At 46.0% G+C, this 14,406-nt stretch carries 8 protein-coding genes and 2 rRNA genes; 3 read left to right on the top strand and 7 right to left on the bottom strand.

The features are described 5' to 3' along the window. Nucleotides 1-17: 17 nt before the first annotated feature. From AA0Y26_RS06445 to AA0Y26_RS06435, 3 genes are all read right to left on the bottom strand, one after another. Nucleotides 18-2,946, bottom strand: a 23S ribosomal RNA gene (locus tag AA0Y26_RS06445). A 277-nt stretch (nucleotides 2,947-3,223) separates the two neighbouring features. Next, nucleotides 3,224-4,779, bottom strand: a 16S ribosomal RNA gene (locus AA0Y26_RS06440). Together the 16S and 23S rRNA genes form the textbook arrangement of a ribosomal RNA operon. A gap of 723 nt (nucleotides 4,780-5,502) precedes the next feature. Then, nucleotides 5,503-6,981, bottom strand: a complete 1,479-nt coding sequence (locus AA0Y26_RS06435; protein ID WP_413366180.1) for an aldehyde dehydrogenase family protein — start codon at nucleotides 6,979-6,981, stop codon at nucleotides 5,503-5,505. A gap of 278 nt (nucleotides 6,982-7,259) precedes the next feature. On the opposite strand from AA0Y26_RS06435, the gene AA0Y26_RS06430 reads away from it, so the two are divergent. Next, nucleotides 7,260-8,294, top strand: coding sequence for an SDR family oxidoreductase (locus tag AA0Y26_RS06430; RefSeq protein WP_413368085.1), 1,035 nt, complete (start codon nucleotides 7,260-7,262; stop codon nucleotides 8,292-8,294). 91 nt (nucleotides 8,295-8,385) lie between these two features. Here AA0Y26_RS06430 and AA0Y26_RS06425 read toward each other — a convergent pair whose 3' ends face one another. From AA0Y26_RS06425 to AA0Y26_RS06410, 4 genes are all read right to left on the bottom strand, one after another. After that, nucleotides 8,386-9,462: a PQQ-dependent sugar dehydrogenase gene (locus AA0Y26_RS06425; RefSeq protein WP_413366178.1), complete on the bottom strand. Its 1,077-nt coding sequence runs from the start codon at nucleotides 9,460-9,462 to the stop codon at nucleotides 8,386-8,388. Nucleotides 9,463-9,669: 207 nt separating this feature from the next. Next, a complete protein-coding gene (locus tag AA0Y26_RS06420; RefSeq protein WP_413366176.1) occupies nucleotides 9,670-10,053 on the bottom strand; it encodes a hypothetical protein in 384 nt (127 codons plus the stop codon). 95 nt (nucleotides 10,054-10,148) lie between these two features. Next, nucleotides 10,149-10,628: a hypothetical protein gene (locus AA0Y26_RS06415; RefSeq protein ID WP_413366175.1), complete on the bottom strand. Its 480-nt coding sequence runs from the start codon at nucleotides 10,626-10,628 to the stop codon at nucleotides 10,149-10,151. A gap of 494 nt (nucleotides 10,629-11,122) precedes the next feature. Then, complete coding sequence (locus AA0Y26_RS06410; protein ID WP_413366173.1) at nucleotides 11,123-12,178, bottom strand: tartrate dehydrogenase; 1,056 nt, start codon at nucleotides 12,176-12,178, stop codon at nucleotides 11,123-11,125. Between the two features lie 583 nt (nucleotides 12,179-12,761). Here AA0Y26_RS06410 and AA0Y26_RS06405 point away from each other — a divergent pair. After that, the gene (locus AA0Y26_RS06405; protein WP_413366171.1) at nucleotides 12,762-13,301 is read left to right on the top strand and encodes a copper resistance protein CopC; all 540 of its coding nucleotides are present in this window, start codon (nucleotides 12,762-12,764) and stop codon (nucleotides 13,299-13,301) included. 3 nt (nucleotides 13,302-13,304) lie between these two features. Further along, nucleotides 13,305-14,390 (top strand): copper resistance D family protein, encoded by a 1,086-nt coding sequence (locus AA0Y26_RS06400; RefSeq protein WP_413366168.1) that lies wholly within the window; start codon nucleotides 13,305-13,307, stop codon nucleotides 14,388-14,390. Nucleotides 14,391-14,406: the final 16 nt, after the last annotated feature.

Here is a 14,406-nt window from a genome sequence, read left to right as displayed (position 1 = left end):
TGTGCAACACACAAAATTTGGTTAAGTCCTCGACCGATTAGTATTCGTCAGCTCCATATGTCGCCATACTTCCACCTCGAACCTATCTACCTGATCGTCTTTCAGGGGTCTTACTTACTTGCGTAATGGGAAATCTCATCTTGAGGGGGGCTTCATGCTTAGATGCTTTCAGCACTTATCCCGTCCATACATAGCTACCCAGCGATGCCCTTGGCAGAACAACTGGTACACCAGCGGTATGTCCATCCCGGTCCTCTCGTACTAAGGACAGCTCCTCTCAAATTTCCTACGCCCACGACGGATAGGGACCGAACTGTCTCACGACGTTCTGAACCCAGCTCGCGTACCGCTTTAATGGGCGAACAGCCCAACCCTTGGGACCGACTACAGCCCCAGGATGCGATGAGCCGACATCGAGGTGCCAAACCTCCCCGTCGATGTGGACTCTTGGGGGAGATAAGCCTGTTATCCCCGGGGTAGCTTTTATCCGTTGAGCGATGGCCCTTCCATGCGGAACCACCGGATCACTAAGCCCGTCTTTCGACCCTGCTCGACTTGTAGGTCTCGCAGTCAAGCTCCCTTGTGCCTTTACACTCTACGAATGATTTCCAACCATTCTGAGGGAACCTTTGGGCGCCTCCGTTACCTTTTAGGAGGCGACCGCCCCAGTCAAACTGTCCGTCTGACACTGTCTCCTGCCCCGATGAGGGGCATGGGTTAGAATTTCAATACAACCAGGGTAGTATCCCACCGACGCCTCCTCCGAAGCTGGCGCTCCGGGCTCTCTGGCTCCTACCTATCCTGTACAAGTTGTACCAAAATTCAATATCAAACTACAGTAAAGCTCCACGGGGTCTTTCCGTCCTGTCGCGGGTAACCTGCATCTTCACAGGTACTATAATTTCACCGAGTCTCTCGTTGAGACAGTGCCCAGATCGTTACGCCTTTCGTGCGGGTCGGAACTTACCCGACAAGGAATTTCGCTACCTTAGGACCGTTATAGTTACGGCCGCCGTTTACTGGGGCTTCAATTCACAGCTTCGCTTGCGCTAACCGCTCCTCTTAACCTTCCAGCACCGGGCAGGCGTCAGCCCCTATACGTCACCTTACGGTTTTGCAGAGACCTGTGTTTTTGCTAAACAGTCGCCTGGGCCTATTCACTGCGGCTCTCTCGGGCTTTCACCCTACCAGAGCACCCCTTCTCCCGAAGTTACGGGGTCATTTTGCCGAGTTCCTTAACGAGAGTTCTCTCGCACACCTTAGGATTCTCTCCTCGACTACCTGTGTCGGTTTGCGGTACGGGTACCTCCCACCTCGATAGAGGCTTTTCTTGGCAGTGTGAGATCAGGAACTTCGTCCATACGGACTCGTCATCACAGCTCAACGTTACAGTGTGCGGATTTGCCTACACACACGCCTTACTGCTTGAACAGAGACAACCAACGCTCTGCTTACCCTACCCTACTGCGTCCCCCCATTTCTCAAACGGTGGGGAGGTAGTACAGGAATATCAACCTGTTGTCCATCGCCTACGCCTGTCGGCCTCGGCTTAGGTCCCGACTAACCCTGAGCGGACGAGCCTTCCTCAGGAAACCTTAGTCATACGGTGGACGGGATTCTCACCCGTCTTTCGCTACTCATACCGGCATTCTCACTTCTAACCGCTCCACCAGTCCTTCCGGTCTGACTTCAACGCAGTTAGAACGCTCTCCTACCACTGACATCAAAGATGTCAATCCACAGCTTCGGTGAATCGTTTAGCCCCGATACATTTTCGGCGCAGCGTCACTCGACCAGTGAGCTATTACGCACTCTTTAAATGATGGCTGCTTCTAAGCCAACATCCTGGTTGTCTAAGCAACGCCACATCCTTTTCCACTTAACGATTACTTTGGGACCTTAGCTGGTGGTCTGGGCTGTTTCCCTTTTGACTACGGATCTTATCACTCGCAGTCTGACTCCCGTGTATAAATATCCGGCATTCGGAGTTTGTCTGAATTCGGTAAAGCGAGATGCCCCCCTAGTCCAAACAGTGCTCTACCTCCGGTATTCTCAATCACGAGGCTAGCCCTAAAGCTATTTCGGAGAGAACCAGCTATCTCCAAGTTCGATTGGAATTTCTCCGCTACCCACACCTCATCCCCGCACTTTTCAACGTGCGTGGGTTCGGGCCTCCAGTAAGTGTTACCTCACCTTCACCCTGGACATGGGTAGATCACCTGGTTTCGGGTCTACGACCACGTACTATTTCGCCCTATTCAGACTCGCTTTCGCTGCGGCTCCGTCTTCTCAACTTAACCTCGCACGTAATCGTAACTCGCCGGTTCATTCTACAAAAGGCACGCTATCACCCATTAACGGGCTCTAACTACTTGTAGGCACACGGTTTCAGGTTCTCTTTCACTCCCCTCCCGGGGTGCTTTTCACCTTTCCCTCACGGTACTGGTTCACTATCGGTCACTAGGTAGTATTTAGCCTTGGGAGATGGTCCTCCCGGATTCCGACGGAATTTCACGTGTTCCGCCGTACTCAGGATCCACTCTGGAGGGAATAACTTTTTGGCTACAGGGCTTTTACCTGCTCTGGCGGACCTTTCCAAGTCGCTTCGCCTAAATCATTCCTTTGTAACTCCGTATAGAGTGTCCTACAACCCCAAGAGGCAAGCCTCTTGGTTTGGGCTCTTCCCGTTTCGCTCGCCGCTACTCAGGGAATCGAATTTTCTTTCTCTTCCTCCAGGTACTTAGATGTTTCAGTTCCCTGGGTCTGTCTCTAACGCGCTATGAATTCACGCGAAAGTACTGCGCGATTAAACGCAGTGGGTTCCCCCATTCGGAAATCCCCGGATCAAAGCTTACTTACAGCTCCCCGAGGCATATCGGTGTTAGTGCCGTCCTTCATCGACTCCTAGTGCCAAGGCATCCACCGTGCGCCCTTATTAACTTAACCAATAAGTTAACGCTAACTCGAAGAGTTAGACTTCAGTTTACACGTCAATTGCTTGACTTGTTTGACTCATATCTATTTAAAGATAGAAATTTGTGTTTGCTTTCAATGTCGTTTTATCCAGTTTTCAAAGAACAAGTGCGCTACCTGTGTCTACTTCTTCGCACATTTGCGACGAGTAACCGCAGGAGCAAGTTTTGAAAGTATGAACTTTCAAAACTGAACAGCAAGAACGTTAACGTATATCACCGTGTGATATACTTCCGAAAAATATCCTTAGAAAGGAGGTGATCCAGCCGCACCTTCCGATACGGCTACCTTGTTACGACTTCACCCCAATCATCTATCCCACCTTCGGCGGCTGGCTCCAAAAGGTTACCTCACCGACTTCGGGTGTTACAAACTCTCGTGGTGTGACGGGCGGTGTGTACAAGGCCCGGGAACGTATTCACCGCGGCATGCTGATCCGCGATTACTAGCGATTCCGGCTTCATGTAGGCGAGTTGCAGCCTACAATCCGAACTGAGAACGGTTTTATCGGATTAGCTCCCCCTCGCGGGTTGGCAACCGTTTGTACCGTCCATTGTAGCACGTGTGTAGCCCAGGTCATAAGGGGCATGATGATTTGACGTCATCCCCACCTTCCTCCGGTTTGTCACCGGCAGTCTCCTTAGAGTGCCCAACTAAATGATGGCAACTAAGAACAAGGGTTGCGCTCGTTGCGGGACTTAACCCAACATCTCACGACACGAGCTGACGACAACCATGCACCACCTGTCACCGTTGTCCCCGAAGGGAAAACTGTATCTCTACAGTGGTCAATGGGATGTCAAGACCTGGTAAGGTTCTTCGCGTTGCTTCGAATTAAACCACATGCTCCACCGCTTGTGCGGGCCCCCGTCAATTCCTTTGAGTTTCAGTCTTGCGACCGTACTCCCCAGGCGGAGTGCTTAATGCGTTAGCTGCAGCACTAAGGGGCGGAAACCCCCTAACACTTAGCACTCATCGTTTACGGCGTGGACTACCAGGGTATCTAATCCTGTTTGCTCCCCACGCTTTCGCGCCTCAGCGTCAGTTACAGACCAGAAAGTCGCCTTCGCCACTGGTGTTCCTCCAAATCTCTACGCATTTCACCGCTACACTTGGAATTCCACTTTCCTCTTCTGCACTCAAGTCCCCCAGTTTCCAATGACCCTCCACGGTTGAGCCGTGGGCTTTCACATCAGACTTAAAGGACCGCCTGCGCGCGCTTTACGCCCAATAATTCCGGACAACGCTTGCCACCTACGTATTACCGCGGCTGCTGGCACGTAGTTAGCCGTGGCTTTCTAATAAGGTACCGTCAAGGTACAGCCAGTTACTACTGTACTTGTTCTTCCCTTACAACAGAGTTTTACGAACCGAAATCCTTCTTCACTCACGCGGCGTTGCTCCATCAGACTTTCGTCCATTGTGGAAGATTCCCTACTGCTGCCTCCCGTAGGAGTCTGGGCCGTGTCTCAGTCCCAGTGTGGCCGATCACCCTCTCAGGTCGGCTACGCATCGTTGCCTTGGTGAGCCGTTACCTCACCAACTAGCTAATGCGCCGCGGGCCCATCCTGTAGCGATAGCGTAAACCATCTTTCAACTTTCTAACATGAGGTAGAAAGTATCATCCGGTATTAGCCCCGGTTTCCCGGAGTTATCCCAGACTACAGGGCAGGTTGCCCACGTGTTACTCACCCGTCCGCCGCTAACGTTAAGTCGGTGCAAGCACCAACAAAACGTCCGCTCGACTTGCATGTATTAGGCACGCCGCCAGCGTTCGTCCTGAGCCAGGATCAAACTCTCCATAAAAGTAGTTTGAGTTAAGCTCAAAATGTTGCTGACTATTGTTTTAGTCAAATTGTCTCTTTCAATTAAGAAAGAAAATTATTGTTAACGTCTTGCTTGTTCAGTTTTCAAAGTTCATTTTGCTGCCGCTCTTTAGCAGCGACTCTTATATATTAACATTTACCGAAGTTTATGTCAACAACTTTTTCAAAAGCTTCAATTCTGTCGTTTTACAGCGACTTTCTTATAATAACACCGACTTATCGTCGAGTCAATAACTTTTTAAAAGTTTATAATTTTATCATCGCATTTTAGCGACGTTTAATAATTTAACATGAATTTAATATAAAAACAATACTTTTTCTAAAAAAATATCATTTCTTCTTCTATATCTTGCTTCATTACTTTGTTAAATCACTTTTTAGTTTTTATCTACCGCGATACAAATGAATACATATAGACGATAGAAAAGTTAATTGCATTAATTGATGACACTTTTCCTATGACTGCAATGATCTATTCGCAACAGGACACCTAGTACAAATAATTTGAATTTCTGCAGCAGAAGAAGAACATGAGATCGATGATTTCGAGTGAAACGGTGAGACAATTATAAATATGTAGGAAAGCAAATAGGCAAAAAGATGACTTCGTTATATACCAAAGTCATCTAATCACCCGAACCTGAGAATTCTGTTTCATTATTATTGTCTGCTTTATAAGGTATGTTCCAAAAACATATACATCTTACTCTGGAATAAAAGGCAAGTCCAAATTGTTAGGTATGTTGATTACATGTGTTTCCGTATAGGATTTTAAACCATCTTCACCATATTCACGGCCTACACCGGATTGCTTGACGCCGCCAAACGGGAAACGGACATCTAAGCCTTGGATAGCTGCTGTATTAATCATTGTTGTCCCTGCTTCTATGCGTCGGGCAACTTTTATGGCATGTTCTACTTCTCCCCACACCGAACTCGTTAAACCATAGATACTCTCATTATGCAATGCAATGACTTGTTCTTCATCATCAAACGGAAGGATCGGCACAGTAGGACCAAATTGTTCCTCCACTACGATTGGATCATGGTAATCCGCACCGAGCACTAATGTCGGCTGTAGGAAGTAACCATTTTCCATCAGTTCCGGGCTCACTATTTTTCCTAACTTGATGACCTCCGCCCCCTTGCTTTTAGCATCATCAATAAGGCTTTGCACATATTTTACCTGGTTCTTATTATTAACAGGCCCTACTGTAACCTCTGGATGAAATGGGTCTCCCACTCGGATCCACTTATTTGCTGCTTCGATATATTTCTCGACAAAAGCATCATAAATAGAGCGATGGACGTATACACGCTTAGCAATCATACAAATTTGTCCTGCTGTTAAGAAGTTGGAAATAACCATTCTACGTAAAGCACGTTCATCATTAACATCGAAATCTTCTAAAACGATGGCTGCGTCATTACCGCCTAACTCAAGTGTCATCTTTTTAATCGTTTCGGAGGCAGCCTTCATAATGCTTTTCGCTGTTTTTGTGCCACCTGTAAAGGCAATTTTTGCAACCTTCTCGTTCGATGTCAGTTCAACACCTACATCTGCTTCTCCGTGTACAAGATTCAGCACACCCGGCGGAAACTCATCGGCAATGATTTCTACAACACGACTTACTGCTAACGGAGCAAAAGGACTCGGCTTTAAAACCATTGTATTACCTGTTAATAATGCCGGCGCTACTTTGATCGTCGATAAGGAAATAGGATAGTTCCAAGGGGTAATGGCTGACACGACACCTACAGGATCGAACGTAAGAATGGTTCTCCCGTTTTCATGCTCTTTTTCTTGTGGTGTCACTACATTTTTTACATGATCACAGGCAAATTCCATCCACATGAGCGAAACAGCAATTTCTCCCTGCGCATCATATAACGCTTTTCCGTGCTCGCGGGATAATAATTCAGCAATCTCCGGCGTCGCTTCCTTAATTTTTTGAATTGCACGTCTCATTCTTGCTATCCGGTCCTCTACATCACTCCATGCCCAGCTTTGAAAAGCATTATAGGCAGCATCGATGGCACGGATTGCTTCTTCCTTTGTATTAATAGGAGCATACCCGACGATTTCGTCCGGATGTGTGGGATTTTCACGAGGCAGTTTGTTTTCGGTCTCTACTTTTTTACCATCTATTATGGCATGTACAATCATCGAATCATTTGACATACACAATCCTCCATCGTCTTCTTAAGTTTTTTCACAATTCTAGTATAGGATTGAAGGTCTTCAACTATACAAATGTTTGCTTCCTTACAAAGTGAGCCACACTATTACGATAACCACTTTAATTACCTTTCGATTGACACATACTAACTCAACTAAAACTGATAAAGCCCGATCTGCAGCGTTTTGCATAAGAGCTTCAGGGTAAAGATGAAAAAAGTAACAGTGAGGAGGAATTACTAATGGAAATGAAAGATGTGGAACATGATTCTCTAATAGATATGATGCAGGATAGAGATGGATCAATGGAAGAGCTTTCATTGAAAAAGCTGCAGGACCAAGTGATCGTTATTACGGGGGCTTCTAGCGGAATCGGGCTTGTTACGGCAAGGATGGCAGCAAAAAAAGGAGCCAAGGTTGTCGTAGCCGCAAGAAATGAAAATGCCCTTCAAGAGCTGGTAGAGGAATTACAAAGTAAAGGCTGCGAGGCGGCTTGGGTTGCTGCAGATGTCGGCGTCGAAGAAGATATCCAAAAAATTGCCGACACAGCGATCGAAAAATTTGGCGGCTTTGATACGTGGGTTAATAATGCTGGCGTCTCGATTTATGGGAAAACGACTGAAGTTACCATCAAGGATATGCGCCGCATGTTCGATACTGTTTTTTGGGGTGTCGTTTACGGTTCTAGAGTTGCAGTAGATCATTATACAAAAAGAGGTACTCCCGGAGCTGTTATCAATATCGGCAGCTTCTTCGGTGACCGCGGAACAGTCGTCCAGTCGACATACTCCTCCGCAAAGTTTGCCCTGCATGGATGGACGGAAAGCTTACGGATGGAGCTGGAGAAAGAAAACGCTCCTGTTTCTGTTACGCTTATACACCCGGGACGGATTGACACACCCTACAATGAGCATGCCCGCAGCTATTTGGACAAGCAGCCGACCCACATCGGTATGATCTATGCACCTGAAACGGTGGCGGAGGCCATTCTTTATAGCGCAGAACATCCAAAGCGGGACATGTATGTAGGTGGACAGGCGAAGCTCTTAGCCGTACTTGGCAGACTGGCTCCTAGGTTTTCCGATAAGCTGATAGAAAAGACCTTATACCGGACGCAGCATGATGACCGCCCGTCCAACCCGCCAGAAGCCAGCGCCCTATATAAAGCTGGATATGGCTTGCATGAACGCGGTACCAATAAAGGGTGGATACGCGAGACAAGCTATTATGTTAAGGCAACCAAGCATCCGGTTTTAAGCTCTGCCATAGCTGCCGGAATCGGCGCTTCACTTTGGGCGGTATTTAGAAAAAAATAAAGACCCTGAAAATCAAAAAAGCAGAAGGCGACCGGTTCGTCCTTCTGCTTTTCATTATTTTTAATCACTATCATTAGAAAAGGAATCGTTATTATTGTGAAAGCGGCATCCTGTAAAGCTTGTCTCCATTTTCCTCCGGATTGCCCCGACCGTCTGTATTATTGGTGATGAAATAAAGTGAATTATCCTCTATTAACACATCACGAATTCTACCTAGTCCCGTTATGACTTCCTCTTGTTGATCTGATGCCGGGTCAAATGCCAGCACTGCCGTTCCTCTTAAAGCAGCTACATACAATTTTCCATTGTAATGGTCCATTCCCGACGGTGCCCAAGTCGTTTCAGCTCCCGACGTAAATAACGGCGAGACCATTCCTTCTTGTTCCTTATGCCCTTCGATAAGCGGCCAGCCATAATTTTTTCCTGCTTCAATCCGGTTAATTTCATCATTGGCATTATTGCCGTGCTCACTAGCAAACAGCTCCCCATCAGGTAACCAAGTAATCCCCTGCGGATTGCGGTGTCCATAACTGTAGACGTAGGAATCCGGGAATGGGTTGTCAGCTGGAATCGTACCATCCGGATTCATCCTTAGAATTTTTCCGCCCAAAGAATTCAAATCCTGTGCGATATCCCGTACAGTTGCATCACCAGTCGTCGCATACAGCTTTCCATCAGGTCCGATCTTGAGCCTGCCGCCATGATGATAGGCACCGCTTGGGATGTTATCGAGTAGCAGCTTTTCTTCCGTCCAGACACTGCCTTCCAGATGAAGTGTCACCACTCTGTTAAATTGTCCTGCACCATCTTCATACGTATAGTAGGCATATGCCCTATTTGAATCCTGAAAATCCGGTGCGAGCACAAACCCTAATAAACCTGCCTCTGAAGCAGTTGAAAGCTCCTTCTGCAGCTCAACTTCCTGCCGCTCCATTTTTCCGTTTTCGATTTTTACAATATTCCCTGCTCTTTCTGTCAGATAGAACGTATTACCAAGCTTTTCGATAGACCAAGGCACTTCAAGGTTTTCCATGATTACCTCAATGCCCTCGTTTTCCTGATCTTGAATAGCATCGTTTTGCTGATTTACCGCCTTTTGCTCTCCACCCTGGGAACACCCCGCTAATAAAGCCACCGCCAATAAACTAAATAGAAAGAGTTGCTTCACCAATCATCACCTCTGCTTTTTATAGTCAATCGTAAGTTACCCTGCTTTGTTTGCCTCGTAACTTTTATGAATAGGATACACAAATTGCATGGCTAGAAAAACAAAAAACATCCCCAGCACATATAATGATTGTTTTAAAGAAGGACCCTACTACCTATCTCCTTCAGTCAATATCGTCTGACTTTTTTTCAAAAGAAAAAGACAGCTCTAGTAGCTGCCTGGTTCTTTCTCTTCATTCCCCAGCGATTGTACATGGTATACAGCTGGATCATCTTCGAATGATACGTATGTTGGACGCGGGAAATGGTGATGCCCGTCGTGGTTAAGTTTTTCGAAAACATCGAGCAGTGCGCGTTTGAATTCGGGCTCGATCAAGTTCTCCTCGTAGCCGCTCGTAATGACACGGATCGGTGTGTAGCCTTCCTCTTCGAATTCCTCGCCGTCTTTTGTTAAGTAGTGAAGTGTGATATTAAATGTATTGACGGGTGGGTCCATCCAGATTTTGTAGAGGTGTGAATGTGCATGCGGATGTTCAGGCTTATCCCTCATTTGCTGTAAGAAGCTTTCCAGCTGGTCAAAGATTTTTTGCATAAGAACACTTCCTTTTTCATTGGTTCTTTATCTATTGACCAAATCCGGACATCATAAACTTCGTTTCAGGTATTTATACCCCGTCCAGCTCTCTGTTATTTTCTCGGCTGCAGGATGAACGGTTTCGATTGAAGGGAATCCTCGGCATCCTTTTCGGATTGAACGATGACGCGCATTTCTTCGTCCCCTTCAAACATTCTGTTCGGATTCATCATCGATACAAACAGCTCTCCATTCGCATTCGGGCGGAAGGTTGTCTGGCCGACTATTTTCCCTGCTGTAATTTTCACATTTTCCTTAGGCCCAAATGTAACACCGCCATCTGCCTTTTCAAGTGTAATGGTATACGTCTGCTCAATGGAAAGATTCTCAGCAAACACCTGGATATCGACAGCATCACGTTCAAAAATGAACTGTACATCTCCATGTCCATCAGGGAAATACAGCTTACCGATCTGCTTGATAACCATTACCTCATCCTGATCGGCCTGCACCTCCTGGCTGCCTAGGTTTTCTTCATCTGAGCAGGCGGCTAACATGGCACTTAACAGTAACATTAAACCGAATTTTTTCATATGCTCTTCCCTCCCTCGTCTATATGTTTTTGCTTTACTGTACCTCTTCAGGAATGGTTATATACTGCTCCAAGCCTTGACCAGACGTGCCTAATCGATTTCCCCTTCCCGTATATGAACGGCACGATTGATAAAATGAATTGTGTAGGTCGCAACCTGAGTATTGCTTTCTTAAAGTATTTGCAATGCCTTGTAAGCCCTTTCAAGTTCCGCCAGGCTCTTTTGTATGGTTATTTCATAGGGCAGCGAGAATTATGTGCCATAGTGTATGTTCTTTTCGCTTCTCCTGATCCGCTGTATTTTCTGTCCTCTTTACTATTTCAGCATGTAATGCCAATGAGCCGGAAGTCAATTGTTTATAACATTCCCTAATTGGCGGCAATATAAAACGGCTGTCTTCCTTTTGCCAACCGGAATAGCTATAACCATCCGTTACGGACGTGTCGGCCGATTATAGAAAAAACAACGTCCGTGAACGTTGTTTCTCTCGTTAATTAATACTGCAAGTGCTGCAGGATGCTGTTTTTCACTTCCTCAAGCGTTGAGGTACCGCCGATATCGCCTGTTTTCACGCCGCTTGCGAGTGTCTGCTCAATGGCAAGTAATACTTTGTTTCCTATCTCCTGGCGGCCAAGGAAATCGAGCATCATTTTGCCCGTCCAAATTTGACCGATTGGGTTTGCGATGCCTTTGCCAGCAATGTCTGGTGCCGAACCATGTACAGGTTCAAACATGGACGGGTATTCCCGTTCAATATTGAGGTTGGCAGCAGGCGCAATACCAATACTGCCCATGATCGCACCGCCTAGGTCTGTTAAAATGTCCCCGAACAGGTTCGATGCGACAATTACGTCGAATTGATGCGGCTTCATCACGAAAAAGGCAGCCAGTGCATCAATATGGTTTACCGCTGTATCCATATCCGGATAATCCTGCTTCACTTCCTCAAATACCTCATCCCAAAATGGCATGGAATACGTAAGACCGTTTGATTTTGTGGCACTTGTTACGTGCCCGCGCGAGCTTTTCGCAAGTTCAAATGCATAGCGCATTGCCCGCTCCGTCCCTTTACGGGTAAACACGGCATTTTGGATAGCGATTTCATCTGCTCCCTGGTGCATCCGGCCGCCGCTGTCCGAATACTCTCCTTCCGAGTTTTCACGAACGACCGTGATATCGAAGTTCTGCGGATTTTTCAATGGAGAGTCAAGTCCGGCAAGAAGCTTTGCAGGTCGGACGTTAATGGCCTGTTTGAGCTCCCGGCGGATTTTAATCAAAAGCCCCCATAAGGAAATATGGTCCGGGACTAGCTCTGGCATGCCGACAGCACCTAGGAAGATTTGGTCATAACCCTTTAAGATTTCAATGCCGTCTTCCGGCATCATCTTGCCATGCTCCAAATAATAGTCGCATCCCCAAGGAAAATACGTCCATTCAAATTGGAATCCTCCGTCCAGCTTGGCGGCTGCGTCCAGCACTTCGATAGCAGCCGGGACGACCTCCTTCCCTATTCCATCCCCTTCAATGACAGCAATGCGGTATGTTTTCAAGCCAGTTCCTCCTTATGTATGAATATTCAAATATGTTATTGCTATTATAGCAAATACTATTGAAGAAATACTATTTTTATAAAAAAGCTTGGTATAAAAGGAGAACTTACAGGCTCTCTGAGGAAAAGATATAATAAGGAACCTGGGAAACAGAAGGCAAGAGAATGCTTGGTTTATTCCCTATCAAAGAAACTGGATGGTCATTCTTGTATGGGAATTCAAGTGCCGTCTTTATGATCATGTTAGCGATTTTGCTGCTTAGCCTGTAGTTCTTGTCTATTAAGAAATCGAGGAAGAAATACCCGTTGTTCAACCTAGTTTATTAATAAAAGATTTTGACATTACCGCTATACAAAAAATATTCATTGTGACATCAGGTCAAGTATAATGTTTGTCAATTTCTCTGAAAAAAAGAGATATTTGTCTATATATTGAAAGAAATGAACCCGTCTATCAATATTTTACGAAAAATGACGGCTTCATTTCATTTAAACTTCACATTTTTTGTTTACACTAGTCAATGGAAAAGGAAGTGGACAGCCCCTTCTTTTCCATTGAATTTCTATATAGGAGGCGTAGTTCATTGAAGAAAATTATACTAACATTGTTATCCTGTGTGTTTATTTTTAGTGCCGCAGGAAATACCTTTGCACACACACATTTAAGCAGCACAAATCCACCAGACGGTGAAACGGTCACAGAGCCGCTGACGGAAGTATCGCTGACGTTCGAAGGTCAAATTGAGCAAGGGAGTACCTTTGATCTGATTGATGCAAATAATGAACCAATCGAACTTGAGAATATTTCTATCGCTGATGGCGTAATGACAGGTACGCTTACCAGCCCATTAGAAAATGGAACATACCTTGTAAAATGGAGCAGCATCAGTGCAGACGGACATCCAATGGAAGGCGAGTTTTCGTTTGCAGTAGAGATCCCTATAGCCGAAGAAACGACAGAGGAAACAGACACTATAGATGATGAGGCCGCACCGATAGCAGAAGATAATAATGAAGAAAAAGCTGCAAAGTCACCATTCACGTCCACGATGTTCAGCATAGTTTTGATATTAGTCCTACTTATGGCAGCGAGCTTGTTCTTCTTAATGAAAAGAAAGAAATAGAAGATGCAAACCCTTGTAATCATTAGTCAAACATTGTTATACCTTTGCTTTTCCGTTCTCATGGGCAGCTTTCTTGTCAGGCTGGTCCCTTCTACATATCGACCTGCGATTACTAGTTCGAGACGTCTATTAGCCATTTGTTCCATTGGTATTCCGCTGTTTGCCTTTATACCGGTACTGCAGGTTATTCTGTATCTTACACCGAGATTAGGTATAATGGAAAGCTCTCTATCTGTCTTAACGAGCTTTACGATTGGAAAAGCGTGGGGATGGACTTTTGTACTGACTGTTGGATTGCTGGTGATGATTGTGCTTGTTAAGGAGCTTGAAAGTACATTATTCAACATATCAGGTGCTGCCCTCACATCTCTGTTGATTGTAACAATCGGGTGGTCCAGCCATGCGAGCTCTGTAGATCCTCTCGCTGGTTTTATCGGAGATACGATTCATTTACTGGCGGTAAGCGTGTGGACAGGTATTTTAGTAATCATTAGCTGGCGCTCTGCAAATACTGCAAATTGGCGGTCGTTTCTCACATGGTTCACCCCGGTTGCTATTTTCTGTTTTGCAGCTGTAACAATCAGCGGGCTGCTGCTGATGAATGTGTTGATTGACGGTTATATAGCATCCTGGGTGTCATCCTACGGGCAAGGTCTTTTAATTAAGCATTTGTTTATCATTCCATTACTGTTCTATGCGGGCATCAACGGCATTTGGATCAAACGCAAGCTTAAAAATGACCAAGACTTCAACCCAAAACCATGGGCGCGGCTTGAAAGCGTCATCGTTTTTATCATTTTCGCTATTACCGCTGCTTTCAGCCAGTTCTCCCCTCCATCAGGGAGAATTGACGAAGACCCTTCAAGCTTGTTTCTGCTCGTATATGGAGGGGACATTCTTCCGGATGCTAACGTACAGCTTACATGGAGTGCTTTAGGAATATTGCTCCTGCTGCTGGCAGCTGCCTGCATCGCTTTGATAATCATGGCATTTGTTAAACAAGCCCCCCGCTTCATGGCACTCTTGCTAAGCTGCGCGCTTATCCTGTGCCTATATTTAGCACTCATGACTAGTGTCGTGTTTGTCTAAGCATACAAAAAATGGC

Origin of the sequence: Lysinibacillus canaveralius, assembly GCF_047301505.1 — a bacterium.
GTDB lineage: Bacteria > Bacillota > Bacilli > Bacillales_A > Planococcaceae > Lysinibacillus_B.
Note: the sequence above shows the minus strand (reverse complement) of the source record. Positions and strands in the feature narration are given on the sequence as shown.